22 protein-coding genes are annotated in these 24619 nt (G+C 54.0%); 7 read left to right on the top strand and 15 right to left on the bottom strand.

Going from position 1 to position 24619, the window contains the following annotated elements; genetic code table 11:
- Positions 1 to 172: 172 nt before the first annotated feature.
- From typA to fabY, 5 genes are all read left to right on the top strand, one after another.
- Positions 173 to 1993, top strand: a complete 1821-nt coding sequence (gene typA, locus JK231_RS21255; RefSeq protein ID WP_034823899.1) for a ribosome-dependent GTPase TypA — start codon at positions 173 to 175, stop codon at positions 1991 to 1993.
- Between the two features lie 183 nt (positions 1994 to 2176).
- Positions 2177 to 2773, top strand: coding sequence for a glucose-1-phosphatase (gene yihX / locus JK231_RS21250; protein WP_038644008.1), 597 nt, complete (start codon positions 2177 to 2179; stop codon positions 2771 to 2773).
- Positions 2774 to 3646, top strand: coding sequence for a virulence factor BrkB family protein (locus JK231_RS21245; RefSeq protein ID WP_045815735.1), 873 nt, complete (start codon positions 2774 to 2776; stop codon positions 3644 to 3646). It begins immediately after the preceding gene.
- Complete coding sequence (gene dtd, locus JK231_RS21240) at positions 3643 to 4080, top strand: D-aminoacyl-tRNA deacylase (protein ID WP_034823876.1); 438 nt, start codon at positions 3643 to 3645, stop codon at positions 4078 to 4080. The genes JK231_RS21245 and dtd overlap by 4 nt, the downstream gene beginning before the upstream one ends.
- Positions 4081 to 4139: 59 nt before the next feature.
- Complete coding sequence (gene fabY, locus JK231_RS21235; protein ID WP_034823865.1) at positions 4140 to 5087, top strand: fatty acid biosynthesis protein FabY; 948 nt, start codon at positions 4140 to 4142, stop codon at positions 5085 to 5087.
- Between the two features lie 130 nt (positions 5088 to 5217).
- On the opposite strand, the gene JK231_RS21230 is transcribed toward fabY, so the two are convergent.
- The 3 genes from JK231_RS21230 to JK231_RS21220 all read right to left on the bottom strand — a co-directional run bounded on the left by JK231_RS21230 (position 5218) and on the right by JK231_RS21220 (position 9424).
- A complete protein-coding gene (locus JK231_RS21230; RefSeq protein WP_097119685.1) occupies positions 5218 to 6897 on the bottom strand; it encodes an AsmA family protein in 1680 nt (559 codons plus the stop codon).
- Between the two features lie 122 nt (positions 6898 to 7019).
- Positions 7020 to 8396, bottom strand: coding sequence for a uracil-xanthine permease family protein (locus tag JK231_RS21225; protein ID WP_058960146.1), 1377 nt, complete (start codon positions 8394 to 8396; stop codon positions 7020 to 7022).
- A gap of 92 nt (positions 8397 to 8488) precedes the next feature.
- Positions 8489 to 9424, bottom strand: a complete 936-nt coding sequence (locus JK231_RS21220; protein ID WP_097119642.1) for a zinc-binding alcohol dehydrogenase family protein — start codon at positions 9422 to 9424, stop codon at positions 8489 to 8491.
- Between the two features lie 61 nt (positions 9425 to 9485).
- Here JK231_RS21220 and JK231_RS21215 point away from each other — a divergent pair, with 61 nt between their 5' ends.
- On the top strand, positions 9486 to 9971 hold the full coding sequence (locus tag JK231_RS21215) for a MarR family winged helix-turn-helix transcriptional regulator (RefSeq protein WP_249221772.1): 486 nt from the start codon (positions 9486 to 9488) through the stop codon (positions 9969 to 9971).
- A gap of 52 nt (positions 9972 to 10023) precedes the next feature.
- On the opposite strand, the gene recG is transcribed toward JK231_RS21215, so the two are convergent.
- From recG to gmk, 5 genes are read right to left on the bottom strand one after another with little or no spacing between them, the layout of a single operon-like run.
- On the bottom strand, positions 10024 to 12102 hold the full coding sequence (gene recG / locus JK231_RS21210) for an ATP-dependent DNA helicase RecG (protein ID WP_097119644.1): 2079 nt from the start codon (positions 12100 to 12102) through the stop codon (positions 10024 to 10026).
- Positions 12099 to 12794, bottom strand: a complete 696-nt coding sequence (gene trmH, locus JK231_RS21205) for a tRNA (guanosine(18)-2'-O)-methyltransferase TrmH (protein WP_034823857.1) — start codon at positions 12792 to 12794, stop codon at positions 12099 to 12101. Before trmH ends, recG begins: the two co-directional genes overlap by 4 nt.
- Positions 12795 to 12797: 3 nt before the next feature.
- The gene (gene spoT, locus JK231_RS21200; protein WP_034823856.1) at positions 12798 to 14906 is read right to left on the bottom strand and encodes a bifunctional GTP diphosphokinase/guanosine-3',5'-bis pyrophosphate 3'-pyrophosphohydrolase; all 2109 of its coding nucleotides are present in this window, start codon (positions 14904 to 14906) and stop codon (positions 12798 to 12800) included.
- 20 nt (positions 14907 to 14926) lie between these two features.
- Complete coding sequence (rpoZ, locus tag JK231_RS21195) at positions 14927 to 15202, bottom strand: DNA-directed RNA polymerase subunit omega (RefSeq protein WP_034823855.1); 276 nt, start codon at positions 15200 to 15202, stop codon at positions 14927 to 14929.
- A gap of 57 nt (positions 15203 to 15259) precedes the next feature.
- Positions 15260 to 15883 (bottom strand): guanylate kinase, encoded by a 624-nt coding sequence (gene gmk, locus JK231_RS21190; RefSeq protein WP_034823854.1) that lies wholly within the window; start codon positions 15881 to 15883, stop codon positions 15260 to 15262.
- 239 nt (positions 15884 to 16122) lie between these two features.
- Here gmk and ligB point away from each other — a divergent pair, with 239 nt between their 5' ends.
- Complete coding sequence (ligB, locus tag JK231_RS21185) at positions 16123 to 17865, top strand: NAD-dependent DNA ligase LigB (RefSeq protein WP_211729401.1); 1743 nt, start codon at positions 16123 to 16125, stop codon at positions 17863 to 17865.
- On the opposite strand, the gene JK231_RS21180 is transcribed toward ligB, so the two are convergent.
- The 7 genes from JK231_RS21180 to lpxP all read right to left on the bottom strand — a co-directional run bounded on the left by JK231_RS21180 (position 17806) and on the right by lpxP (position 24514).
- Positions 17806 to 18423: a trimeric intracellular cation channel family protein gene (locus JK231_RS21180; RefSeq protein ID WP_211729400.1), complete on the bottom strand. Its 618-nt coding sequence runs from the start codon at positions 18421 to 18423 to the stop codon at positions 17806 to 17808. The two genes, ligB and JK231_RS21180, sit on opposite strands and share 60 nt — an antisense overlap.
- A gap of 322 nt (positions 18424 to 18745) precedes the next feature.
- Positions 18746 to 19390: an oligosaccharide flippase family protein gene (locus JK231_RS21175; protein WP_038649777.1), complete on the bottom strand. Its 645-nt coding sequence runs from the start codon at positions 19388 to 19390 to the stop codon at positions 18746 to 18748.
- A 74-nt stretch (positions 19391 to 19464) separates the two neighbouring features.
- The gene (locus tag JK231_RS21170; protein ID WP_034823852.1) at positions 19465 to 19731 is read right to left on the bottom strand and encodes a hypothetical protein; all 267 of its coding nucleotides are present in this window, start codon (positions 19729 to 19731) and stop codon (positions 19465 to 19467) included.
- A 436-nt stretch (positions 19732 to 20167) separates the two neighbouring features.
- On the bottom strand, positions 20168 to 20563 hold the full coding sequence (locus JK231_RS21165) for a polyketide cyclase (protein ID WP_097119647.1): 396 nt from the start codon (positions 20561 to 20563) through the stop codon (positions 20168 to 20170).
- Between the two features lie 218 nt (positions 20564 to 20781).
- Positions 20782 to 21927 (bottom strand): alanine racemase, encoded by a 1146-nt coding sequence (locus JK231_RS21160; protein WP_211729399.1) that lies wholly within the window; start codon positions 21925 to 21927, stop codon positions 20782 to 20784.
- A gap of 69 nt (positions 21928 to 21996) precedes the next feature.
- A complete protein-coding gene (locus JK231_RS21155; RefSeq protein ID WP_211729398.1) occupies positions 21997 to 23451 on the bottom strand; it encodes an efflux transporter outer membrane subunit in 1455 nt (484 codons plus the stop codon).
- Between the two features lie 139 nt (positions 23452 to 23590).
- Positions 23591 to 24514, bottom strand: coding sequence for a kdo(2)-lipid IV(A) palmitoleoyltransferase (gene lpxP, locus JK231_RS21150; protein ID WP_034823845.1), 924 nt, complete (start codon positions 24512 to 24514; stop codon positions 23591 to 23593).
- Between the last annotated feature and the right edge of the window lie 105 nt (positions 24515 to 24619).

Genomic DNA, 24619 nt, shown 5'->3' with positions numbered 1-24619 from the left:
ATTTTCGCCCCAAAAAGGTGCAAAACCCCATCGCAGTGCAGATTAATGCACCGTTATTGGTGCTAAAAAACAGCACTAAGATAAACTTTAAGGGAATACTGTGATCATGTTCAGTCTTTCGCTTAATCCGTGTACAATACCGCGTTATTTCTATAATGCCTGAGGCAAAGCTGTGATCGAAAATTTGCGTAACATCGCCATCATCGCGCACGTTGACCATGGTAAGACCACCCTGGTTGACAAGCTGTTACAACAGTCTGGTACGTTTGATGCTCGTACCGAAGCGACTGAGCGCGTAATGGACTCCAACGATTTGGAGAAAGAGCGTGGGATTACCATCCTCGCAAAAAACACCGCCATCAAATGGAACGACTACCGTATCAACATCGTTGATACCCCAGGACACGCCGACTTCGGTGGTGAAGTGGAACGTGTTATGTCCATGGTGGATTCGGTGCTGCTGGTTGTAGATGCGATGGATGGCCCTATGCCGCAAACCCGCTTCGTAACCAAAAAAGCCTTTGCTCATGGTTTGAAGCCGATTGTAGTCATCAACAAAGTTGACCGTCCGGGCGCGCGTCCTGATTGGGTTGTTGATCAGGTGTTTGACCTGTTCGTTAACCTCGACGCGACTGACGAGCAGCTGGACTTCCCTATCATTTATGCGTCAGCGCTGAATGGTATCGCCGGTCTGGATCACAACGACATGGCAGACGACATGACCCCGCTGTACCAGGCGATTGTGGATCGTGTTTCTCCACCACAGGTTGAAGTTGAAGCCCCACTGCAGATGCAGATCTCGCAGCTGGACTACAACAACTACCTGGGCGTTATCGGCATTGGCCGCATCAAGCGCGGTAAAATCAAGCCGAACCAGCAAGTCACTATCATTGATAGCGAAGGCAAAACCCGTAACGGTAAAGTCGGTAAAGTACTGGGCCACCTGGGTCTGGAACGTATCGAGAGTGCCGAGGCTGAAGCAGGCGATATCATCGCTGTGACCGGTCTGGGCGAGCTGAACATCTCTGACACCATCTGCGACACGCAGAAGGTTGAAGCGCTGCCAGCCCTGAGCGTTGATGAGCCAACCGTAACCATGTTCTTTAACGTCAACACTTCACCTTTCTGCGGTAAAGAAGGTAAGTATGTGACTTCGCGCCAGATCCTGGAGCGTCTGAACAAAGAGCTGGTGCACAACGTGGCACTGCGTGTTGAAGAAACCGAAGATTCAGACGCATTCCGTGTGTCTGGTCGTGGTGAGCTGCACTTGTCTGTTCTGATCGAGAACATGCGTCGTGAAGGTTTCGAACTGGCGGTATCCCGTCCGAAAGTTATCTTCCGCGAATTCGAAGGCCGTAAACAAGAGCCATTCGAAAACGTGACCCTCGACATCGAAGAAACCCACCAGGGTTCTGTGATGCAGGCGATGGGTGAGCGTAAAGGCGATCTGAAAAATATGGATCCAGATGGCAAAGGCCGTGTACGTCTCGACTACATGATCCCAAGCCGCGGCCTGATCGGCTTCCGTAACGAATTCATGACCATGACTTCAGGTACTGGCCTGCTGTACTCCACCTTCAGCCACTACGACGATGTGCGTCCAGGCGAAGTGGGCCAGCGTCAGAACGGTGTACTGATCTCTAACGGCCAGGGTAAAGCAGTCGCATTCGCACTGTTCAGCCTGCAGGATCGCGGTAAGCTGTTCCTGGGTCACGGTGCTGAGGTTTATGAAGGCCAGATCATCGGTATTCACAGCCGTTCTAACGACCTGACAGTTAACTGCCTGACCGGTAAGAAACTGACCAACATGCGTGCGTCAGGTACTGATGAAGCGACCACTCTGGTTCCACCGCAGAAAATGACGCTGGAGCAGGCTATCGAGTTCATCGATGATGACGAACTGGTAGAAGTGACTCCGCAGTCAGTCCGTATTCGTAAACGTCACCTGACCGAGAACGACCGTAAGCGTGCGTCTCGCGGCGGTAAAGAGTAAGCGAAACAGTCTGATATTTAAGCCCCGCATCGCGGGGCTTTTTTGTGCCTGCAACCCGCTGCAACGCTCGCTTTGTGAAAGTTGTCCCCGATTCCAGAACGCTTATTTCCCCCTCATCGTACCTGTTCAGTCATGCTTTTTGCCGCTAAAGTGAATGATCCAGGGAATAGAAGGAGAGGCGTCATGCTGTACATCTTTGATTTAGGCAATGTGATTGTTGATATCGATTTTAATCGCGTGCTCGGCGTCTGGAGTGACCTGGGACGTGTGCCGCTGGCGACCTTACAAAGTCGCTTCCAGATGGATGAGGCGTTCGAGAAACACGAACGTGGTGAGATCAGCGATCCCGAGTTTGCGGCGCGTATCTGTGATCAACTGGATATCGCCTTAAGCTATCCGCAATTCACCGCGGGCTGGCAGGCGGTGTTTGTCGGGGTGCGTCCGGAAACGCTGGCGATCATGAACACACTGCGCGCCAACGGTGAGCGCGTGGTAATCCTGTCCAACACCAATCAGTTGCACTTTGAGTTCTGGCCAACGCAGTATCCGGAAGTGCAACAGGCCGCCGATCACGTCTATATGTCGCAAGACATAGGCATGCGTAAGCCAGAAGCGCGTATCTATCAATATGTGCTTGAGCACGAAGGCTATACCGCCGATCAAGCGGTGTTCTTTGATGATAATCGCGCCAACATTGATGCCGCGCGCGCGCTAGGTATAGAGAGCGTGCTGGTGGAAGACGCGAAAACCGTGCCGGACTGGTTCGCGAGCCGTCGCTGAGTGGTAACACGTAACCATTTGCGTCACTCGGCACACGCGTTTTTCCTGTGGGTTAAACTGCTCTGGCGCCGAGTTGATGAAGACAACATGACGACGCAGGCCGGGAATCTGGCCTACGTCTCATTGCTGGCTTTGGTGCCGCTGATCGCCGTGGTGTTTGCGCTTTTTGCCGCTTTCCCGATGTTTTCGGAGATCAGCGTCCAGCTTAAGCATTTCATCTTCAGCAACTTTATGCCGGCAGCCGGTGATGTTATCCAGCGCTATCTCGACCAGTTTGTGGCCAACGTCAATAAAATGACAGCGGTAGGGATTGTCGGATTGATCGTGACCGCGCTGTTGCTGATGCACTCGGTGGACAGCGCACTCAACGCGATCTGGCGCAGTACTAAACCACGGCCAATGGTTTACTCCTTTGCCGTCTACTGGATGATCCTGACGCTCGGCCCGATACTGGCGGGTGCCAGTCTGGCCATCAGCTCTTACTTGTTATCGCTACGCTGGGTCAACGTCACCGGCGTCACCAGCCTTATCGATCAGGTGTTACGCATCTTCCCTCTGGTGCTCGCCATCCTCGCGTTCTGGTTGCTCTACAGCATCGTCCCAACGCGCCGTGTGCCAACGCGTGATGCACTGGTCGGCGCGATTGTCGCCGGGCTGTTGTTTGAGCTGGGCAAAAAAGGGTTTGCGCTCTATGTTACGATGTTCCCTTCGTATCAATTAATTTACGGCGTACTGGCAGTCATCCCGATTCTGTTTTTATGGGTTTACTGGACCTGGTGTATTGTGTTGTTAGGCGCGGAAATCACCGTCACCCTGGATGACTATCGCCAGCTAAAACAGCAGGAACGCGAAAAAGAACGAGAGGAAACATGATTGCTTTGATTCAGCGCGTCAGTCGCGCCAGCGTCGTGGTGGATGACGCGACGGTGGGCGAGATTGGCGCCGGTTTGCTGGTGTTATTAGGGGTGGAGAAGGGCGATGATGAGCAAAAGGCACAGCGCTTATCTGAACGCGTGCTGGGTTATCGCATCTTCGGTGATGAGAACGACAAAATGAACCTGAACGTACAGCAGGCCGGTGGCAGCGTGCTGGTGGTTTCGCAATTCACACTTGCCGCCGACACCAACAAAGGCATGCGTCCCTCATTCTCGGGTGGTGCCGAACCGGCGGAAGCCGAGCGTCTCTATCACTATTTCAGCGATTGTTGCCGGGCACAGGGTGTGACCACGGCGAACGGTCGTTTTGCTGCCAACATGCAGGTTTCGCTGGTGAATGATGGCCCAGTGACCTTCTGGTTGCAGGTGTGAGGTTTTCAGCCGAGCGGCCAGGGATCAGCCACGCAAGCTCCGAACGAGAGAATCACTTTATGTATCATCTTCGTGTGCCGCAAACGGCGGAAGAACTGGATACTTATTATCAGTTCCGCTGGGAAATGTTACGTAAGCCGCTGCGTCAGCCGCAGGGCTCTGAACGTGATGCCTGGGATGCGCTGGCGCATCATCAGATGGTGGTCGATGAGCAGGGCGATCCTGTTGCGGTTGGCCGTCTCTATATCAATGCGGAAAACGAAGCGGCCATCCGCTTCCTGGCCGTACACCCTTCGGTGCAGGGCAAAGGATTAGGGACGCTGGTGGCGATGACGCTGGAATCCGTTGCGCGTCAGGAGGGGGCGAAGCGCGTGACCTGTAGCGCGCGTGAAGACGCCGTGGAGTTCTTCGCCAAGCTGGGCTATGTCAATCAGGGAGAAATCACCGCGCCACAAACCACGCCGGTGCGCCATTTCCTGATGATCAAACCGGTGGTAACACTGGATGACATTCTGCACCGCGCTGACTGGTGTGGTCAGTTGCAGCAGGCCTGGTACGAGCATATTCCGCTCAGTGAGAAAATGGGCGTGCGCATTCTGCAATATACCGGGCAGAAGTTCGTTACTACCATGCCAGAAACCGGCAACCAGAACCCGCACCACACATTATTTGCTGGCAGTTTGTTCTCACTGGCTACGCTCACAGGCTGGGGGCTGATTTGGCTATTACTGCGCGAGCGGCATCTCGGCGGCACTATCATCCTTGCCGATGCTCATATTCGTTACAGTAAGCCCATTAGTGGGCGTCCGGGTGCAATTGCCGACCTGGGATCACTGAGTGGCGACCTTGACCGTCTGGCGCGTGGTCGTAAAGCACGCGTGCAGATGGAAGTGGAACTGTTTGGTGACGATGAGCTGGGTGCGGTGTTTGAAGGGGTATATATCGTACTGCCAGCCGATGCAGAGGGTGCATTAGAAGAGGGTGGCTCGGGTGCACGCATTAATTAATGCGTGCAGATTACGTTTTAGCCATCTTCAACCTTAATCGGTAGCAGCGCGAAGAATGGCGCATCGGTGAGCGACAGGGTGTCGCTACTGATACGCGGCATTCCTCGCATCGCTACCGTTTGCTGCCAATCTATTGAACCTGACCCGCATGCATCGTCTGCTGCACCGATTGTGTATCGGTGGTCACGGACACATTACCCTCAACACTTTGGCGCAATGGCGCGGCAGCACTCAATGAACCTTTCACCTGTAGCAAAAGATTACTGTTGCCGCTAAGAGGCAACGCAGGCCAGCCCCAGTTCTGCAACACATTGGCGGGCACCGCCTGACCTTTGAGATTCAGCGTCAATGGACGCTGTGCATCCTGGCCAACACTCGCCGTCCCTTCCAGCAAACCGTTACCGTTGAAGGCGCTCATTTCCGTCACCTGAATCTGCTGATCGTTAGCATTAAAGGCAATGGAGGGATGGCGCAGATCGGTGCGATTAAACGTTGCTTCCGCCGCGTTAAAGCTCGCTTTACCGCCCCAGATTCCCCACTGATGCTGGCGTGCCAGTAGCAGGTTATCGGCGTTACCATCCAGCGCGGTCATCTGGAATGGGAAAGCAGGGTTGATGTCGATCACCAGATTACGATTGGCTGTAGCGTGTGTCACCAGCACGCTATCCAGCCATGATGGCAACGCTTGCTGCCAGCGGTCGCGCCAGTTCTGCGGTAAGGTATATTCCAGCCCGGCAATGGCTAAATCATTCAGCGTCAGGCGTTTATCGCTGCGCGTCCAGTTGCCGCTGGCACGGATCACGCCATTGGCCCAACGTGAACTGAACTGGGCCAATTCAATGCCCTGCGCCGAGAAGTTGGCATTCACAATCGGATCGTTAAGCTCAAAGCCACCATTAATGAAGTTACCGGCATTCATCGACAGTGAGCCATCATCGCTTTGCCAGTCATCTCCACGCAGCGTGATGTTCTTCAGGGTTAAATCGAGGTCGGTGACAGCCCAATCGGGCCCTTGCAGTCGGGCATCGGTCATATCCAGGCGATTGATGCTCACTGACGGCACGTCGCGCAGAGGATTGAGGAAATCACTCAGATTTTGATGGGTCTGCAGGCGGATATCGTTAAGACGTAGCTGATCAATCTTCCAGTTACCCTGCGCGTCGCGCTCGGCGTTGCCGGTCATCGAACCACGCGCGAGATCGGCCCCAATATTGCTGAATATCATGCGGTGCTGCTTCACACTTCCCTGCAGCAGCACATTGTTGCCCGGAACACCATTCAGCGTCAGCTTGCCTGCGCTCATCTGGAACTGTGCATCGCTGCCCAGCATATCCGTCGGGGTCGGTTTCCACGGGATAATTCCGCCATTAACCCGTTCAGCGATCATCGGCAGCATGCTGTGCGGGCTATCAATGCGCACGTTGTTCAGTTGCAGGCGATTGGCCTGGATAGGCAGCGTGGTATCGGGCGTCTGATTCGCGAGGTTAATCTCGCCATCACGCACGTCGATGCTATCAAAATGCAGCCAGTCACTGAATTGCACCAGCGCCAGTCCAAGATCGACGCGCTTGGCCACCAACACCGCTGGCTGACCATCGTGCCCAAAGCTGAAATCATCCAGCATGATGTGCGAGGGAGAAGAGAAGTTGTGCTCTATCTTGCTGAGGGAAAGATGCCAGGCAGTCTTATCACTTACCCAACGGCTAAACCAACCTGCGCCCCACTGTGTCTGTAGCAAGACATACAGGACAACCAGCCCCAGCAGAATCAGCAGCAGTAAGGTAAGGAAAAACTTGCCTAAAAATTTCATCGCATCCATCCATCCCGATATTTATCCGGTAAGAGGTTGTTATGCCTGAATTACCGTTACAGCTCAACAGCCTGGATGTAAAAGCGGATAAATAACAGGCAGGCCGTAGCCTGCCTTAAGGGTTACTTTTCCTGTGGAAAGACGAGGTTAAGCACGATTGCGGTGATACCACCGGCAGCAATGCCTGAGGAGAGCAGGGTTTTCAGCCAGTCCGGGGCGAATTGCAGAATCAGCGGTTGCTGTGAAACACCCAGGCCAACGGCCAGCGACAGTGCGATGATCATAATGGCGCGACGGTTCAGCGGCTCGCGCGAAACGATGCGTACACCCGATGCCGCAATCGTGCCAAACATCACGATGGTGGCACCACCCAGCACTGGCTCAGGAATGTGCTGCACAAAACCACTCACCGCCGGGAACAGGCCAAGCACGATCAGCATCAGTGCCACGACAAAGCCCACATAACGGCTGGCAACGCCGGTCAATTGGATCACGCCATTGTTCTGCCCAAAGCAGGAGTTCGGAAACGTATTGAACAATGCGGATACAAATGAGTTGAGGCCATTAGCCAGCACGCCGCCTTTTAAGCGCTTCATATACAGTGGGCCGCTCACCGGTTGCTCTGACACATCCGAGGTGGCAGTGATATCGCCGATGGTTTCCAGCGAGGTCACCATAAACACCAGCATCAACGGGATCAGCAGGTTCCAGTCAAAACCGAGACCGTAATAGAGCGGTGTCGGTACCGCCACCAGCGGTTGATCGGTGGGCGCGCTGGTGGCAGGTAGCATATCCAGCGCCCATGCCAACGCATAACCGACCGCCATCGCGATCACCAGTGAAGCCACACGCAGGTAGGGATTGCGCTGACGGTTGAGCAGGATAATCACCACCAATACCGCGCCAGCCAGCAGCAGGTTCTTTGGTGCGCCGAAAGTGTGATCGCTCATCGCCGCGAAGCCACCGCCAATCGAGGTCAGGCCGACCTGAATCAGTGACAGGCCAATAATCATCACCACAATGCCGGAAACCAGCGGGGTAATAATACGACGCGCCAGATGCAGAACGCGTGACAGCACCATTTCGGTACAGGACGCCACCATCAACGTACCGAACAGCGCGGCCATCATGGTCGGGACATCGGCACCGCCATTTTTCAGCGCCATGCCACCCATAATCAGCGGTGTCACAAAGTTAAAGCTGGTGCCCTGAATGGAGAGCAAACCCGAACCCACCGGTCCCCAGGTTTTGATTTGCAGGATCGAAGCCACACCCGATGCAAATAGCGACATGCTGATAATGTGCTGCGTATCCTGAGCCGGTAAGCCCAGCGCCTGGCAGATCAACAGTGCAGGGGTAATCACAGCAACGAACATCGCCAGCAGATGCTGACAGGCAGCAAACAGCGTTTGTGGCAACGGTGGACGATCTTCGAGGCGGTAAATCAGTTCACTCTTTGGACGGGCTGACTGATGAGATTCAGCGGTATTGACGGACATGGTGCGCGTTCTCAATGACAACAAAGGGGCGATTTTAAACGGTTGCGGTGTGAAAGCAATCGTTTGCAATGCCCCTTTTCACTTGCATTGATTTAAAGCGTAAACACGGTACGGCTGCGGCTATCATCTTCCTGCCATGCCTGAGTCACTTCACGCAACGGGCGCATCTGGAAAGCGACCGAAAAATCACTCTCCGCCGCGGCATTCAACATTTCGCTGATGCAGGCGATCAGATCCGCATCGGATACGCTACCCAGACCGCTGCCCATTAATGTCAGACCCGATGAGCGCAACAGCTTGCTGTGCAGGGTAATCTCCTGGCCACTCAGCGAGCCGATTTGCACGAAGCGCACCGATTTCTCTCCACCCGCGACAGCCGCCTGCATGATATCAAGTGCACTCTGGCCCCACAGGTAATCCAGCACGATATCGATACCTTCTTTCATCAGTGCGGGCAGTGCGCCGGGCAACTCATCCAGCGTCAGGGTGATGTCCGCGCCCTGGGCACGCAGTTGATCCAGTACTTCACGATTGCGACCAGTGGCGATGATTTTGCCCGCGCCGAGATGGCGGGCAATGCGTACCGCTAGTCCACCTGAGGTGCCGGTGGCGCCATTGATCAGCACCGTTTCACCTGGCTGCAACTGCGCCCGGCGCGTCAATGCTGCCCAGGAGGACATGCCCGGATTGGCGATGGCGGCTGCCAGCACCGGATCGAGTGAGGCGGGCAGAGGCACAATGGCAGTGGCTGGAACCAGGGTTCTTTCCGCCATGCTGCCCCAGGGCGCATCAAAGGCGAGAAAATAGACCGGGTCGCCGTTGCTGAGTGTACCGGTGCCGTCAATGCCGGTGATAAAAGGGTAATGCGTGGTGGCGCTGTAGTGTTTGCCAGAAGCGCGTGCTTTCGCCAGTTGACTGACGGCAGCTGCTTTAACGCTGACAATAACATGTTGTTCATCGGCTTGCGGTTCAGGGAAATCAGCGTAAACCGGCTGTTCGCCCGCTGCAGAAACGATAGCTGCTTTCATGCTTTCTCCTTCAGATAATCGGAATATATGTGTAATATGCACACATTAGTTCTGCCTCGGGATGACGTCAATGAAAAGTGTGCAAAATACACATAATAGTGCAGAGTTCGACGATCTGCATAATGCGCTGCTGATGATTGTGGGTACTTTTAATCGCCCGCAACGTGATGAATTACTAATAAAAGAGTCCAATATTCAACTCGATCGTGCGCTATTTCCGCTGCTGATTCAGATTGGCCGCTTTGGACCGATTGGCGTGGTGGAACTGGCAGAGCGCGCCGGACGCGATTACACCACCGTGAGCCGTCAGGTGGCGAAACTGGAAGAGCTGGGGTTAGCGCAACGACAGAAAAATGCCAAAGACAAACGCGTAAACGAAGCGGTCATTACCGCCACTGGCAAAGCGATGACGGATAAAATCGATGCCGCACGGGCGCAGATTTATCAGCATCTGTTTGAGAACTGGCAGGATAGCGAGCGCACCGAGCTGGCGCGTCTGTTGCAGAAATTTGTCGGGGATTTTATGGCGATCGATCGTAGTGAGTAAGGGCGGGCATCGTGTCGTGTTGGCTCTTTAACACGCTGTCTTTTGCCCACTTTTAAGCATTGCTGTAGCGCTCGGTCTCTGGCAGCCAGCGTTCAATCAACGCCTGCGCCTGTTCTGGATAGTGCTGGTGGATATGGCGTGCCACGCGTTGCACTTCCGGGATCATGCCCTGATCGCGCAGTAAGTCTGCAACCTTAAACTCCGCATTACCGGTCTGGCGCGTACCAAGTAATTCACCAGGACCGCGAATTTCCAGGTCGTGCTGAGCGATGACGAAGCCATCGTTGCTGTCGCGCAGTACCTGCAAACGCTTCTGCGCGGTTTTGCTGAGCGGCGCTTTATACAACAGCACGCAATGCGAGGCGACTGCGCCACGGCCCACGCGACCGCGCAGCTGATGCAGCTGAGCCAGGCCCAAACGTTCCGGGTTTTCGATGATCATCAGGCTGGCGTTGGGCACGTCTACCCCGACTTCAATCACCGTCGTCGCGACCAGTAACTGAATCTCGTTGGCTTTGAAGGCCGCCATGACCGCCTGTTTTTCTGCCGGTTTCATGCGGCCGTGCACCAGCCCAACCTGCAAGCCAGGCAGCGCGAGTTTCAACTCTTCCCAGGTGGCTTCCGCCGCTTGTGCTTCCAGTACATCTGACTCTTCAATCAGCGTACAGACCCAGTAAGCCTGGCGACCTTCATGGCAGGCGTTTTTCACCCGCTCAATAATATCGCCGCGGCGACTGTCAGGAATGGCCACTGTGGTGACCGGTGTGCGGCCAGGCGGTAATTCGTCGATGGTGGAGGTGTCGAGATCGGCATAGGCGGTCATCGCCAGGGTACGCGGAATCGGCGTGGCGGTCATAATCAGCTGATGCGGATGGAACCCCTGCTCTTCACCTTTTTCCCATAGCGCAAGACGTTGATGCACGCCGAAGCGATGTTGCTCATCAATGATCACCAGCGCCATGCCGTTGAATTTGACCTGCTCCTGGAACAGCGCATGCGTGCCGACCACCATCGCTACCTGCCCGCTGGCAATCGCTTCCTGCTGGGCTTCACGTGCTTTGCCTTTTTGCTTGCCAGCCAGCCAACCCACTTCAATGCCCAGCGGCGCAAACCACTGGCGGAAATTGTTGGCATGCTGCTCGGCCAGCAGCTCGGTCGGCGCCATCAGCGCCACCTGTTTGCCATGCGCAATGACATTCAGCGCCGCCAGCGCCGCGACCAGCGTTTTGCCCGATCCCACATCGCCCTGCACCAGACGCATCATTGGGAAGTCGTTGGCTAAATCGCGCTCGATCTCCTCAACCACGCGTTTTTGCGCGCCGGTGGGTGAGAAGGGCAGCGCGGCCAGCAATTGATTCACCAGATTATGCTTAGCAGGCATCGGCAACGCATGATGACGTTGAGCGCCGGCACGAACCGCCAGCATGCTGAGGTTGTGCGCCAGCAGCTCTTCAAGGATTAAGCGCTTTTGTGCGGGATGGCGACCGGTTTCCAGCTCGCTCAGACGTAAATCGGGCGGCGGACGATGCAGCGTGCGCAGGGCATCCGGCAAACTCATCAAGCCACCGCTCAGTTCTGACGGAAGCAACTCGGCAATCGGGCAGCTTTCCAGCAACGTCAGCGCTTGATCGGTGAGATTGCGCAGCGTGGCCTGACGAATGCCTTCAGTGGTGGGATAGACCGGTGTCAGGGTTTCCTGTAGCTCGACGCCGCCCTGTTCGCCCTGCACGCGATACTCGGGATGAATAATTTCAGCACCGCGCTGACCACGTTTGATTTCGCCATAAGCGGTGACGCGGCGGCCTGGCGCCAGACTGTTTTTCATCCCGGCATTGAAATTGAAGAAGCGCATGGTCAGCACGCCGCTGCCATCACTGATCTGGCACACCAGCATGCGGCGGCGGCCAAAGGTGATCTCACTGTGTAGCACTTCACCTTCCACCGTGGACCAGACGCCCGGCAGCAGGTCATTAATCTTGTAGAGTTGGGTGCGATCTTCGTAGCGCAGCGGCAGATGCAGCAGCAAATCCTGAATAGTGAACAGGCTGAGTTTAGCCAGTTTTCCCGCCTGACTGGCGCCGACGCCGGTCAGGGTACTGAGCGGTATGGCATCCAGCAGACGGCCTTTCATTTTTTACCTGTGGATTGCATGGTGGCCCACCAGTCGGCATCGGCTTCCACCTCGCCCTGGGCGTTGATATGCGGATAAGGCAGACCTTTTTGCTTCGCCACGCGTGCAAGCACCGGATAACCACCTTCAAACAGCAAACGCTGCTGTTCATCGGCATCAAGCAGGCTGTGCTGACGTTTATACATGCCGGCGTTCTGCCGTTGACGCTGCGCTTCATACAGAATCAGCGCGGAGGCGACGGACACGTTGAGCGACTGCACCATGCCCACCATCGGCACAATGATGTCTTGATCGGCGAGCGCCAGCGCTTCAGCGGTGATGCCTGTTTTTTCCTGCCCCATCAGAATGCAGGTCGGTTTGGTGTAATCGATCTCGCGAAAATCCACTGCATTGGCCGACAGATTGGTCGCCAGCACCTGCATCCCCTGATCTTTCAAGTGACGCACGGCTTCTGCGATATGACGATGCGTCTGCACTTTCACCCAACTGTTGCTGCCCGCTGAAGCAGATACCATGGTGCGCATGCGCACGCTAGGCCAGACGGCGTGCACTTCATGGATGCCGACCGCGTCAGCAGTACGAATCACCGCCGAGACATTATGCGGCTTATGGACCTGCTCCATGCAGACGGTGAGGTCGTGCTGGCGCATGGCCAGCATTTCCTGGATACGAGCAAAACGTTGAGCGTTCATGCACTAATTACGGTTACGGTGAACTTTAATCACATCCGGCATTACGCGGATTTTACGCATAATATTGGCCAGATGGACGCGGTCGTTCGCGGTGAGACGGATAAAGGCGCTGTAAACACGGCCGTCGCGCTCTTCCGTGTTAAGACTTTGGATGTTGGATCCCGCTGTGTTGATAGCTGCCGTCAGGTTCGCCAGTGCGCCCTGATGGTTGAACATATCAACCTTAATTTCCGCGACAAACTCCTGGTCGATAACCTTGTCCCACTCAACCGGCATAAACTTCTCGGGCTCTTTCTGATAGCCACGGATGTTACGACAGGATTCGTGATGCACCACCAGACCTTTACCTGGGCTGACGTGCGCGACAATCGGATCGCCAGGAATCGGACGACAGCACTTGGCAAAGGTAATCAATACGCCATCAGCACCTTTGATCGGCAGCTTTTTGCGTTTGCTGTTGCTTTGCGGCTGCTCAGCACCCGACTGCAGCAGGTTTTTCGCCACGACCACGCTCATGGCGTTGCCGAGGCCGATCTCCGCCAGCAAATCGTCAATGCTGGTCAGCTTCATGCGCTCCAGCTCGTGCTGAATATTTTCCGGCGGGATCTCTGCCAGCTTTTTGCTGCCGCCGAGCGCATGGCTCAACAGGCGACGGCCAAGGTTAACGGAGTCTTCGCGTTTGAGGTTTTTCAGCAGCTGACGAATCTTGGCGCGTGCTTTCGAGCTCACCACAAAGTTGAGCCATGCCGCGTTAGGACGGGCACCTGGCGCAGTGATGATTTCGATGGTTTGGCCGCTAGTTAGCGATTGCGACAGCGGATAAGGCTGGCGATCGACGCGGGCGCCCACACAGGCATGGCCAATATCGGTGTGCACGGCGTAAGCGAAGTCTACCGGTGTGGCGCCAGCAGGCAGTTCGACGATACGGCCTTCCGGCGTGAAGACGTAGATCTCATCCGGGAAGAGATCGGATTTCACGCTCTCGATAAATTCAAACGAGCTACCGGCGCTTTGTTGCAGCTCCAGCAGGCTTTGCAGCCAGCGCTGGGCGCGAATCTGTGCGGTCGTGCCGCTTTCACCGGCCTCTTTATAAGCCCAGTGAGCCGCTACCCCCATCTCCGCCATCTGATCCATATCTTCGGTACGGATTTGCACTTCAACGGGCACGCCGTGCGGGCCAATCATTGATGTATGCAGTGATTGATAGCCGTTGGCCTTGGGAATAGCGATGTAATCTTTGACGCGTCCAGGACGCGGTTTGTAGAGACTGTGCATCTGACCGAGCACGCGATAACAGGTATCCAGGTCTTTCACGATAACGCGAAAGGCATAAATATCCATGATCGAGTGGAATCGCTGCTCTTTCAGGTGCATTTTGCGGTAGATCGAATAGAGATGCTTCTCGCGGCCACTGACACGGCAGGGAATGCCTGCTTCCTGTAAGCGCCCGTCGATTTCAGAAAGGATCTTCTGAATCATCTCTTTACGATTACCGCGTGCCGCTTTCACCACCTCTTTGATCACGCGGAAACGATTTGGATAGAGGGCTTCAAAGCCGAGTTCTTCCAACTCTGTTTTCAGGTGATGAATACCAAGTCGGTGCGCCAGAGGACTGTAAATCTCCAGCGTTTCGAGTGCGATACGACGTTTCTTATCCGGTCGCAACGCACCGAGCGTGCGCATGTTGTGCGTGCGGTCAGCCAGCTTGATCAGAATGACGCGGATATCCTGCACCATCGCCATGATCATTTTGCGGAAGTTTTCAGCCTGCGCTTCTTTCTTGTCGCGGAACTTCAGCTTGTCGAGTTTCGACACGCCTTCCACCAGTTCGGCCACGCTTTTGCCAAACAGCTGTTCCATATCCTGGTAAGTGGCGGGTGTATCTTCGATCACGTCATGCAGCAGCGCTGCCATCAGCGTTTCATGGTCGAGTTTCATCTCGGCCAGAATGCAGGCAACGGCAACAGGATGGGTGATGTAAGGTTCACCGCTGGAGCGTGTCTGACCCTCGTGGGCATCACGCGCGACGAGATAAGCTTGCTTGAGGCGCTTGATTTGCTCCTCAGGCAAGTATTTTTCAATCAGTTGATTGAGGCTTTCAAACAGATACAAGGTTGACCTGCGAAGTGCTGTTAACGACGACCTTCAGCGATAGCGGTAACGGCTTGTAACTCAGCGGCTTCCTGCTCTTGCTGCTCCTGACGATCACGCACATCCAGAATCTGGGTAGTGATCAGGCCTTCTTCGATTTCGCGCAGGGCGATAACGGTGGCTTTATCGTTCTCTTCCGGAACCAGCGGATCTTTACCGCCTACCTGCATCTGACGTGCACGACGTGCAGCGACCAACACCAGGTCAAAACGGTTACCAATTTTCTCTACTGCGTCCTGAACGGTTACGCGTGCCATAGGTGTGCTACTCCACAGATGATGAAGAAATGACTGGGCATAATACTGAAAGTGACTTCAGACTGCCAATAGTTTGCTGATTAAAGCATCATGTCGCGATTTTTGGCGACTCATACGCAGACGTTCTGCGCGAATAATGTGTTTCAGGTCGGTCAGTGCCAGGTCGAAATCATCATTCACGATCAGATAATCGTATTCAGCGTAGTGACTCATTTCCGCCACGGCCTGAGCCATACGGCGGGCGATAACCTCTTCGCTATCCTGACCACGGCCACGCAGGCGACGATCTAACTCTTCAGTCGACGGCGGCAGCACAAAAATGCTGCGTGCGGCAGGCATTTTCTGGCGAATTTGCTGAGCACCTTGCCAGTCGATATCCAGAAATACATCGACACCGGTCGCCAGCACGCGCTCAATCGCGGCGCGCGAGGTACCGTAGTAATTGCCAAACACTTCCGCATGTTCGAGGAAGTCTTCAGCGGCAATCATGGTCTCAAATTCAGGCTTGGAGACAAAGAAATAGTGTTCACCATGAACTTCACCGGGACGCACGCCGCGAGTGGTATGGGAAACAGACACCTGCGTATCGTACAGCGGCTGTGTCTTCAATAAAGCCTGAATCAGACTGGATTTACCCGCGCCACTGGGGGCGGAAACAATATAAAGCGTGCCTTGAGCCATGGTTATCTTGAATTGAGTAAAGAGCGGAGTCGATTTCCTGCACAGTATACACGGCTTAACGGTGCCACGCAGCGTTTGCCGTTGGGCTAAGGTAATTCTTTTTCTGTGAACCCGTGCCAGATAACGCGGTAAGCCGCTGCAAACGGCTTAAAAAACCGGGAATACGTTTGCTCTCTACCACCTTCAGCACTGGTCATTGCCCTCATCGCACTCTCCAATAGACAAAAAGGAGAGCAACGATGAAAGGATGGTGGTGGTTGTGTTGCTGGTTTTTCACCGCGGCTTGCGGGGCTGAAGCGCTGTGCCCTAACTGGTCACCGGTGCGCGCCGAACAAGAGATGGTTCATTTACATAGCCAGCTACGGCACTGGGATGATGCCTACTATCGCGAGGGCACGAGCCTGGTTAGCGATGGGGACTATGACAGCCTGCAGCAACGCTTACTGCATTGGCAGCGCTGCTTCACGCCGGATCAACGGGCTTATCAAGCGCAGCCCACAACGGACGGTAGTACCCGACACCCGGTGGCACACACAGGGGTACGGAAACTGCGTGACAAGTTGGCGGTGGCTTACTGGATGCAGGATAAATCGCCACTGTGGATACAGCCGAAAGTCGATGGCGTGGCGGTAACGCTGGTGTATCGACGCGGGCAATTGGTTTCCCTGGTGAGTCGCGGCGATGGCCTGCGTGGGGAAGAGTGGATAACCAAAGCCCGCCATATTCCGGCGATTCCTACTCACATTGAAACCGATCGTGAAGAGGTGGTGCTGCAAGGCGAGCTGTTTCTGCTTATGACCGATCATCAGCAAGCACGTGACGGAGGGCGAAATGCCAGAGCGCAGGTGGCGGGTGCGATGATGCGTCATGAAGCTTCTCCGCTGCTGGTAGATTTCGGCATTTTTATCTGGGCATGGCCCGATGGTCCAATCCAGATGCCCGCTCGACTGGCGCAGTTATCACGCTGGGGATTCGGTCTGGCGCAGGACTGGAGCCACCCAATCGAGAACGAAGAGGAGGCGGAGGTGTGGCGCGATCGCTGGTTCCGTGCATCTTTGCCGTTCGTCACCGATGGCGTCGTGATCCATCAATCACCCGTCGGTGCCGGGCGGGACTGGCAGCCTGGTCAGGGGCATTGGTCGGCCGCGTGGAAATATCAGCCGGTTGAAGTCAGCAGTGAAGTGCTGTCCGTGGATTTCAACGTTGGGCGCACGGGGAAAATTGCCGTGGTGCTGAACCTCACTCCCGTTCAGCTGGATGATAAAACCGTGCGCAGAGTGAATCTTGGATCGCTGCGGCGATGGCGGGAGCTGGATGTCATCGCAGGTGATCAAGTGATAGTCACGTTAGCCGGTCAGGGTATTCCTCGCTTAGAGCGAGTCATTTGGCGGGTGAGAGGGCGAGATTATCCTTTAACACCACAGCAGGGCGAATTTAATCCGCTGTCTTGTTTGCACTTCAACCAGGATTGTCGGCTGCAGTTCTTATCACGCCTCACCTGGCTCAGTCAGAAATCGGTGCTGAACATCCCTGGCGTGCAACGTAGTAGCTGGCAGCGGTTACTGAACAGTGGCGCCATCACCCATCTTTTCTCCTGGCTGACGTTAACGCCAGAAGAGATCGCGCAGGACAGCGGGATGTCCTCTGCGCGGGCACAAGAGATTTGGCAACGTTTCCAACAGACACGTCAGCAACCCTTTCGGCGCTGGGTGAGCGCACTAGGTCTACCGCTTCCCCGAACCGCGTTGCAGGCCTTAGCGGATAACGACTGGACAGCGTTGCTGGCTCGTTCGGCAGATGAGTGGCAGCAGCTACCCGGCATCGGGCGCACACTGGCAGAGCGGATTGTTAGCATGCTGCAGGATGAGGAATTACAGCAACAGATCCGCTTTTTACAGCAGCAGGAAATTCCTGCTGCACCTTTAATGTTCGGGGTGGGGATAGTTAAAGATCGGCAGACCAAGGCGGAAGCGCAGCGCTAATAAACGGCCAATGAAGCCGGCCAGCAGCGTAATGATCACCACGGCTTCATGGGGAAGCGGCGTTTTGAGCAGCAGAATGTAGAGCCAACCTGCGGCAAATGCGATACCGGCATAGAGCTCTTTTTGGAACACCAGCGGGATGCGATTGCAGAACATATCACGCAGCACGCCACCAAAAACCCCCGTGATCACGGCGGCAATAGCGGCAATGATCGAGGCATGACCAGAATCCAGCGCGACCTGCGCGCCAATAATGGAGAACACCACCAGGCCAAGCGCATCCAGTACCAGAAACACTTTACGCAGATGATTCATTAAAGGGGCAACAAAAGTGGTCACCACCGCCGCGGCGGCCACGATCATGATGTACTCCGGGTTTTTAACCCAACTCAACGGATAATGCCCGAGCAGGATGTCACGCACCGAGCCGCCTCCGATTGCAGTGACGGACGCAATGATGATGACGCCAAACAGATCCATTTTGCGGCGACCAGCGGCCAGCGCACCGGTCATGGCTTCGGCGGTGATGCCAATAATGTAGAGAAAGGTTAATAACATAGAGCACTCCATAAGATCGGCGGCCAGCCTAAAGATTTCCTCAGCTATCGACCACTGAGTATTTCTAAAGCAGACGTCATCGGATTAGCTGTTTTGATGCCGCTCATGCTAACAGGCTTAACCCGCTTGATAAATCAGGAGTGCGTTACGCTTTCGCATTAAAAAATGTGATGTGATCTGTGTGATCGTGCAGGTCTGAGGGGTAAGAAGACGGGGGAAGAAGAGATGTTAACCGTATCAAAAAAGAAAAAAGCGTGCTGTCGACCAGCACGCGAACGCATCTTCTCAGATGCCCAGAGCCCACCATACAGACTTGTTTTTATTATCCGTTTCTTGCTCGCACGTTAGCGAAACTTTTCAGGCTAAAACGGTATTCTGGCTGGAACCAGGAACGACCGTAGTAGCAGTAGACCAGCATTCTGATGGATACCATGGCCAGGTAGCCCCATATAGCGCACAACACTGAAGGGGTCAGCCATACGGTAAACAGTGTGACACCCAGACCAACCAGCACCGATGAGGTTTCTGTGAAGGCGATACGCGAGAATTGTTTCTCACGCTGTAATATGGCGCGATAATGTTGCCCTTGTGGAATAATGATGAAAATCACCGAAATCATTTCCAGCATAATCGCCATTTCCGGTTGGTTCATGATTCGGCTATATAAATCACTACCAATAAACAGCACGGCGAATATCATCATGCCACTTAATACATTTCCCCAGTAGAGAATGGATAGTTCGCTGTTATTAAGATTTATATTTCTGATAACTGAATTGCCAAATCCACGGTCGGCAAGCGTATCAATAATCAATAACATCACAATGGCAATGGCGAGTAAATCTAACTCGTTTGCCTGAAGTATTTGTGCCAGAAGTGAAAGTTGTAAAACACCAATGCCGACGATTTTTATGGATGACAAAATTGACCATTTGGCGCTGGCCAAACTTTTTTCTCTTATCGCCATGTTCTGCTCGTTATGGTACATGTACCAATGCAATTAAGGGTTCACCCGGGCGCCTGCCCAGAGTACAGATCACATCAATGCAGCGTGTCCTGACGCAGCCCTGAAATGCCTTTCAGAGTTTGCCACGTAAAGATGCATTCAATTAAATGATGTTCTGAATTTAAAGAGATGCCCCTGGCGCGTAAATATTTCATTGTCTCAGCGGTATCTCCTCCTGTTCGGAGGAAATCCGCAAGATCATTATAAAATCCCTTTGAATTATTATATTCCCCGGCCAGTATCCTACTGGCAATCTCAACAAATTCTTTTTCAGACAACAAAGGATAGGTTGAGCGATCCATGTTATTTCCCTGCTGTTGTTATTATCGGGTATTGCTGTGTGTGAATGAGTTATACCGTGTTTTAATTAAATTAACACCATAAGAAAACTCCTATAAATGAACTTCAGAAATAAATGGTTTCAGACTTTGCATCAGAATAGATAAGGGGACGGATGAGCGATTAATAAGTCCTGTTAGATATTTTGATCGGCGATTAAACAAGCCATTTGAATAAGTAAGAAAAAACACTGATAAATCAGAGGAGCTAAGACTTAGGAGGCGTGCTCTCACCAGGAGTTTTCCTGGTGAGAAGACTTTAGCCAGACTGGTGATTAGCACGAAAAGCAACAGGTATTATCGTTAAACAGTTAAACGCTATTACGTAGAAAAAGATGACTTTTTTATTGATTGCTTCCAGCGAAAGTTAAAGCAGTACGATTTTTATAATGCATTGATTCTAATGAGTTAACAGGTGGAGAAGTTGATCCAGGTCGCGTTTTACCCAGTCAACGTCCTGAGCAAATTTTTCATCAGACATAAGGGGTTGGCGATAAACCACCATCACCACTTCGGCTCCCTTTTCGTTAGCAATCACGCGCATAGGCATATAAATCTCCTTACCGCTGCCGGTATCGATCCAATGATCCATGACGCCAAAGGGGTTGTGTGGCGTGAAGCGGATTTTCACTGAACCTTCAGGTCCTTTGGCTTTCCAGTAGTTACCCTCTTGCGTGAGCGTACTGGCACTTAGCCCACTGGCCCATTTGGCAAAGCATTCAGGTTTCCAGATGGTTTCATATAAATCTAACCAGTTGCGGGGAATGGTCAGCGTGACTGTCTGAGATGGCAGCATGGAACCTCCGTTAGGCGAATGAAAGGCAGGGAATCCGTAAGGGTGGCTTCTGGAGATGAATGATGGCCGCCACAGTAAAATGGCGGTCTTAAGGCCGTACCCTACAGAATGATGAGACTGCCTACAGCAAAGAGTACCTTAACTGAAGGGGATTCCGCTGCAAATGGCAGGATAGTGGAAGTGTGCTGCAACAGAGGTTTCCAGTAAAAATCCTGCTATCAGATAAACTTGCCGCGTCCCTGAATATCCTTCATCTCTGCTGTACCGTCCTGATGGCGTAAAACGAAGCGGTCAGATTGAGCCACTACCGCGCAGCTGTGATTGGGGAAGATGCGTAGCAGAGCCCCAAGCGCCGGAGCATGATCTCCGTATTGCAGAAAGCCATGCTCTTCCGAAAGTTTCAGAACTTCGTATTGGTTGCCCTGCTCATCAACGGCGATACCGAAACCGCTGGCGTTAGTGCCGTGCGGACCCTTATCAGAGCTGAGCATCTTGGAGCCGGCATCAATAATCGCGAAATGCGGATTCACCGCCACTACACGCGTTACCACGCTGAGTGCCAGTGCATCGGGCGTGCACAGCCCCAGGCGCCAGGCGGTAAGATCCAGCAGCGCATAATTTCCAGGACGAATTTCGTCGCTGCCTTCAGCCACCGGCGCGGCCAGGGCCGAAGGCGTGGAGCCAACAGAAATGCGGCAACGCGCAAAGCCTGCAGCGATCAATTGCTGCTGAACCTGGTTCATTAACATGATTTCTTGCTGTGCAACTTCAGCGATAGCCTCGGCATGACCCGCGCCGTAAGCATGGCCGGCGTGCGAAACCAGTCCGGCAAAAGGCAATCCCGCTGCTTTGATCTGCTGCGCCAATGCCACGGCCTCACCGCTGTGCGGATCCACTCCCACGCGATGCAACCCCACATCGACTTTAATGGCGATAGACAATTCACACGTGGGCTGCTGGCGATGCGCTTGAGCGATTGCCGTGACGCCGAGAGTACAGTCGGCAATACAGGTGACACGCGCCTGATATTGCACGGCGACAGCCAGTAATTCAGTGAGTGTATCGGCGTGAACAACGGGATAAGCCAGCAGCAAATCGCGCTCCCCACCGAGGATAAAGGCAACACCCTCACTAGGTTTTGACACGGTAATACCACGCGCACCTAACTGGCGTTGCTGATCGGCAATCCAGACACTTTTATGCGTTTTGATATGTGGACGCAGCGTGACACCTGCGGCATCGGCTTTATGCTGCATGTGTTGCAGATTGTGTTGCAGGCGCGTCGCATCAATTTCGAGGTAAGGTGTCAGTCGGTCAGCGATAAGCGGGCGTAACCAGCCGGCATTGGCATTCTGTTCCATCATGATAGTCCGCAGAGTATTCCAGGTGCGGACTATCATTCATCAATGTGCAGCAGAATGCCAGCCGTCAGCTTATCCCTTCACTGAAGTGTCAGTGTTCTGGAATCCGCCACCCAGGTCTTCAATTAATACCACTGCCAGATTGATCTGCTGCGCCTGCAACGCCACCAGTTTCTGATCGGACTCGATGAGTTGGTTCTGGATGGTTAGCACATCAAGGTACGGACGCAATCCTGCGGTGTATTCACGGTTTAAATCATCCCATGCGCTATGAATGAGTTGATTCGCGCTCTGCTGCTGCGCCAGCTGATCCTGAATCGACTGCAGTTGCGTAATGGTATCGCTGATATTCCCCAGGGAACCAATCAGCAGCTTGTTGTACTGCGCGACAGCCAGATCATAGTTAGCGTCACTTTCCGCTAAATCGGCGCGGCGCTTGCCGGCATCGAAGATCGGCAGAGACAGACTTGGACCCACGTTAAAGAATCGGCTGGGTGCACCGAAAAATGCATCGCCGAGCAGTGAACGGGTACCGGCTTCCGCCACCAGGTTGATGTTGGGATAGAACTCGGTTTTCGTTGCGGCAATTTGTTTTGATGCTGCTTCTACGCGCCAGCGCGCTGCCACCACATCCGGGCGACGACCCAGTAGCTCCGCCGGAATATTACCCGGCAGCGTGGCGGCAATGGGGACATCCATTTTCGCCGCTTTCAGTTGGTGCCAGTAATCCGGCCCTTTACCAATTAGCGTGGAAAGTTGAATGCCAGCATCGGTGACATTCTGTTTGGCTTCGGTCAGGGTGGCTTCAGCGGTTTTTTGCTGCGATAACGCCTGCTTGTATTGATAGTCGGACGTCAAACCGGCGCTGACATACTGCTGCTGAATTTTGGCGATGCCACTGGAACGGTCGGCATTCTGTTTTGCCAGTTCAGCGTTCGACCAGGCCAGGTTGAGGTTATTCCAGGCGCGCGTCACGTTGACGGCGAGCGTCAACTGGCTGGCCTGGCGATCCAACTCACTGGCACGCGCCTGACCCAGCGCGGCTTCTGCTGCATCTTTTTTGCCGCCCCACAGATCAAAGGTGTAGCTCATGCCGATATTGGCCGTGCGCAGCGTGCTGTAGCTTTTCCCTTGCTGAAGCGGGTCGTCGACTTTTGCCACACGGGAACGCGTGATCCCGGCATTGAGATCCACATCGGGGTAGCGCTCAGCCTCGGCGGCAATGACCTGCGCATTGGCTTTGTCTGCCTGCGCGTTCACCACCTGCAAATCCGGGCTTGAAGTCATAGCATCGGCAATGAGCCGATTCAGTTGTGGATCGTTAAATCCCTGCCACCATTCGGTTTTTGGCCAGTTTGCTGCGCTGAAATGCGCGCCGCTAAGGGATGCTTTGGCTTGCAGTGAGTTGGCATCAAGCAGTGAGTTATGAGGATGTAAGCCGTGCGGATTGGCACAACCAGCCAGCAGTGCGCTGGCCACGGCAAGCGCCAGCAGCGCGCGTGGTTTGGTGGTAAGTAGCAGGTTCATGTTTTTGGTCAGAATAGAAGAGAGCAGACCATTACATGAGTCTGTGCAATTTTTGACAAACCTGTTTTTCGTTAAGAATGGTTGGTAAATGTGAGCAGTGCAGAAGGGGCAGCAGGCGAAGGCCTGCTGCATCAACAGATTAGACGTAAAGTGACGCTTCACCCGGTGGGCGAGTTTTAAAGCGGCGGTGCAGCCATAAGTACTGCTCAGGTGCGCGCAGGATCTCTTTCTCGATCACTTTATTCATGTAAGCCGCGGCAGCCGCTTCATCTTCATACGGATAGTTTTGCAACTCCGGTTGAATGATGAGCTGATAACCGCTCTTATCGCTGTTGCGGATCAGCACTATCGTTAGCATGGCCGGTTTAGCCAGACGCGATAATACGAAGGTGCCATTGGTGGTAGCCGCTTTTTCGACAGCAAACAGCGGAGCGAACACGCTGCCTTTCGGGCCGTAATCCTGATCTGGCGCGAACCAGACGGCTTCGCCCTGTTTCAATGCCTGCACCATACCGCGCAGATCGCGACGATCAATCATCGCCTTATTCGATCGCATACGACCTTTTGTCTGCGCCCACTCCATTGCCTGATTATTGTGAGGGCGATACATCGCCATCATTGGCTGGCACAGTCCGGTAATGCGGCCACCCAGCTCAAGCGACATGAAATGCACACCAATCGCCATCACGCCGCGATGGTTTTGCTGCGCATTTTGCAGGTTGTGCAGGCCTTCAACCTGGAAATAACGGCGGACGCGCGCATCCGACCAGAACCAGGCAATACCGGTTTCTGCCAGCGCCATACCAAGGGATTCAAAGTTACCGGCGATCAATACCTCTTTATCTTCCTCATTGATATGCGGGAAGCAGAGTTCAATATTGCGGCGGGTAATGCGCTCACGACGCTTCAGAAAGTGACGCGACAGCTTGCCGGCAGAGGCGCCAAGCCGAATTAAAATAGGATAGGGAAGCTGCACCAGCAGCCACAGCACACCCAGCCCAAACCAGGTAAACCAGTAGCGGGGATGCAAAAGTTTAGAATTGAACTGCCCGTTTTTCTTCATAACGCCTTCAGGGAAAGAGTGGGTGTATCGCACAAAGAAGGGTGTCCATGAATTCCTGGCGGTACGGCTGTGTTAATTACGACCAGTAGATTAGCAAATAGTGCC

Source organism: Pantoea sp. JGM49 (genome assembly GCF_018257655.1).
In the GTDB taxonomy this organism is placed as follows: domain Bacteria; phylum Pseudomonadota; class Gammaproteobacteria; order Enterobacterales; family Enterobacteriaceae; genus Pantoea; species Pantoea communis.
The sequence above is the reverse complement of the archived record's forward strand: the minus strand, read 5'-3'. Positions and strand labels throughout refer to the sequence as shown.

What these genes read in the sequence shown, in the direction of transcription:
- yihX (WP_038644008.1), top strand. Translation starts at nt 2,177, where the DNA reads ATGCTGTACATCTTTGATTTAGGCAATGTGATTGTTGATATCGATTTT.
- dtd (WP_034823876.1), top strand. Translation starts at nt 3,643, where the DNA reads ATGATTGCTTTGATTCAGCGCGTCAGTCGCGCCAGCGTCGTGGTGGAT.
- fabY (WP_034823865.1), top strand. Translation starts at nt 4,140, where the DNA reads ATGTATCATCTTCGTGTGCCGCAAACGGCGGAAGAACTGGATACTTAT.
- JK231_RS21230 (WP_097119685.1), bottom strand. Translation starts at nt 6,897, where the DNA reads ATGAAATTTTTAGGCAAGTTTTTCCTTACCTTACTGCTGCTGATTCTG.
- JK231_RS21225 (WP_058960146.1), bottom strand. Translation starts at nt 8,396, where the DNA reads ATGTCCGTCAATACCGCTGAATCTCATCAGTCAGCCCGTCCAAAGAGT.
- JK231_RS21220 (WP_097119642.1), bottom strand. Translation starts at nt 9,424, where the DNA reads ATGAAAGCAGCTATCGTTTCTGCAGCGGGCGAACAGCCGGTTTACGCT.
- JK231_RS21215 (WP_249221772.1), top strand. Translation starts at nt 9,486, where the DNA reads ATGACGTCAATGAAAAGTGTGCAAAATACACATAATAGTGCAGAGTTC.
- recG (WP_097119644.1), bottom strand. Translation starts at nt 12,102, where the DNA reads ATGAAAGGCCGTCTGCTGGATGCCATACCGCTCAGTACCCTGACCGGC.
- trmH (WP_034823857.1), bottom strand. Translation starts at nt 12,794, where the DNA reads ATGAACGCTCAACGTTTTGCTCGTATCCAGGAAATGCTGGCCATGCGC.
- rpoZ (WP_034823855.1), bottom strand. Translation starts at nt 15,202, where the DNA reads ATGGCACGCGTAACCGTTCAGGACGCAGTAGAGAAAATTGGTAACCGT.
- gmk (WP_034823854.1), bottom strand. Translation starts at nt 15,883, where the DNA reads ATGGCTCAAGGCACGCTTTATATTGTTTCCGCCCCCAGTGGCGCGGGT.
- ligB (WP_211729401.1), top strand. Translation starts at nt 16,123, where the DNA reads ATGAAAGGATGGTGGTGGTTGTGTTGCTGGTTTTTCACCGCGGCTTGC.
- JK231_RS21180 (WP_211729400.1), bottom strand. Translation starts at nt 18,423, where the DNA reads ATGTTATTAACCTTTCTCTACATTATTGGCATCACCGCCGAAGCCATG.
- JK231_RS21175 (WP_038649777.1), bottom strand. Translation starts at nt 19,390, where the DNA reads ATGGCGATAAGAGAAAAAAGTTTGGCCAGCGCCAAATGGTCAATTTTG.
- JK231_RS21170 (WP_034823852.1), bottom strand. Translation starts at nt 19,731, where the DNA reads ATGGATCGCTCAACCTATCCTTTGTTGTCTGAAAAAGAATTTGTTGAG.
- JK231_RS21165 (WP_097119647.1), bottom strand. Translation starts at nt 20,563, where the DNA reads ATGCTGCCATCTCAGACAGTCACGCTGACCATTCCCCGCAACTGGTTA.
- JK231_RS21160 (WP_211729399.1), bottom strand. Translation starts at nt 21,927, where the DNA reads ATGATGGAACAGAATGCCAATGCCGGCTGGTTACGCCCGCTTATCGCT.
- JK231_RS21155 (WP_211729398.1), bottom strand. Translation starts at nt 23,451, where the DNA reads ATGAACCTGCTACTTACCACCAAACCACGCGCGCTGCTGGCGCTTGCC.
- lpxP (WP_034823845.1), bottom strand. Translation starts at nt 24,514, where the DNA reads ATGAAGAAAAACGGGCAGTTCAATTCTAAACTTTTGCATCCCCGCTAC.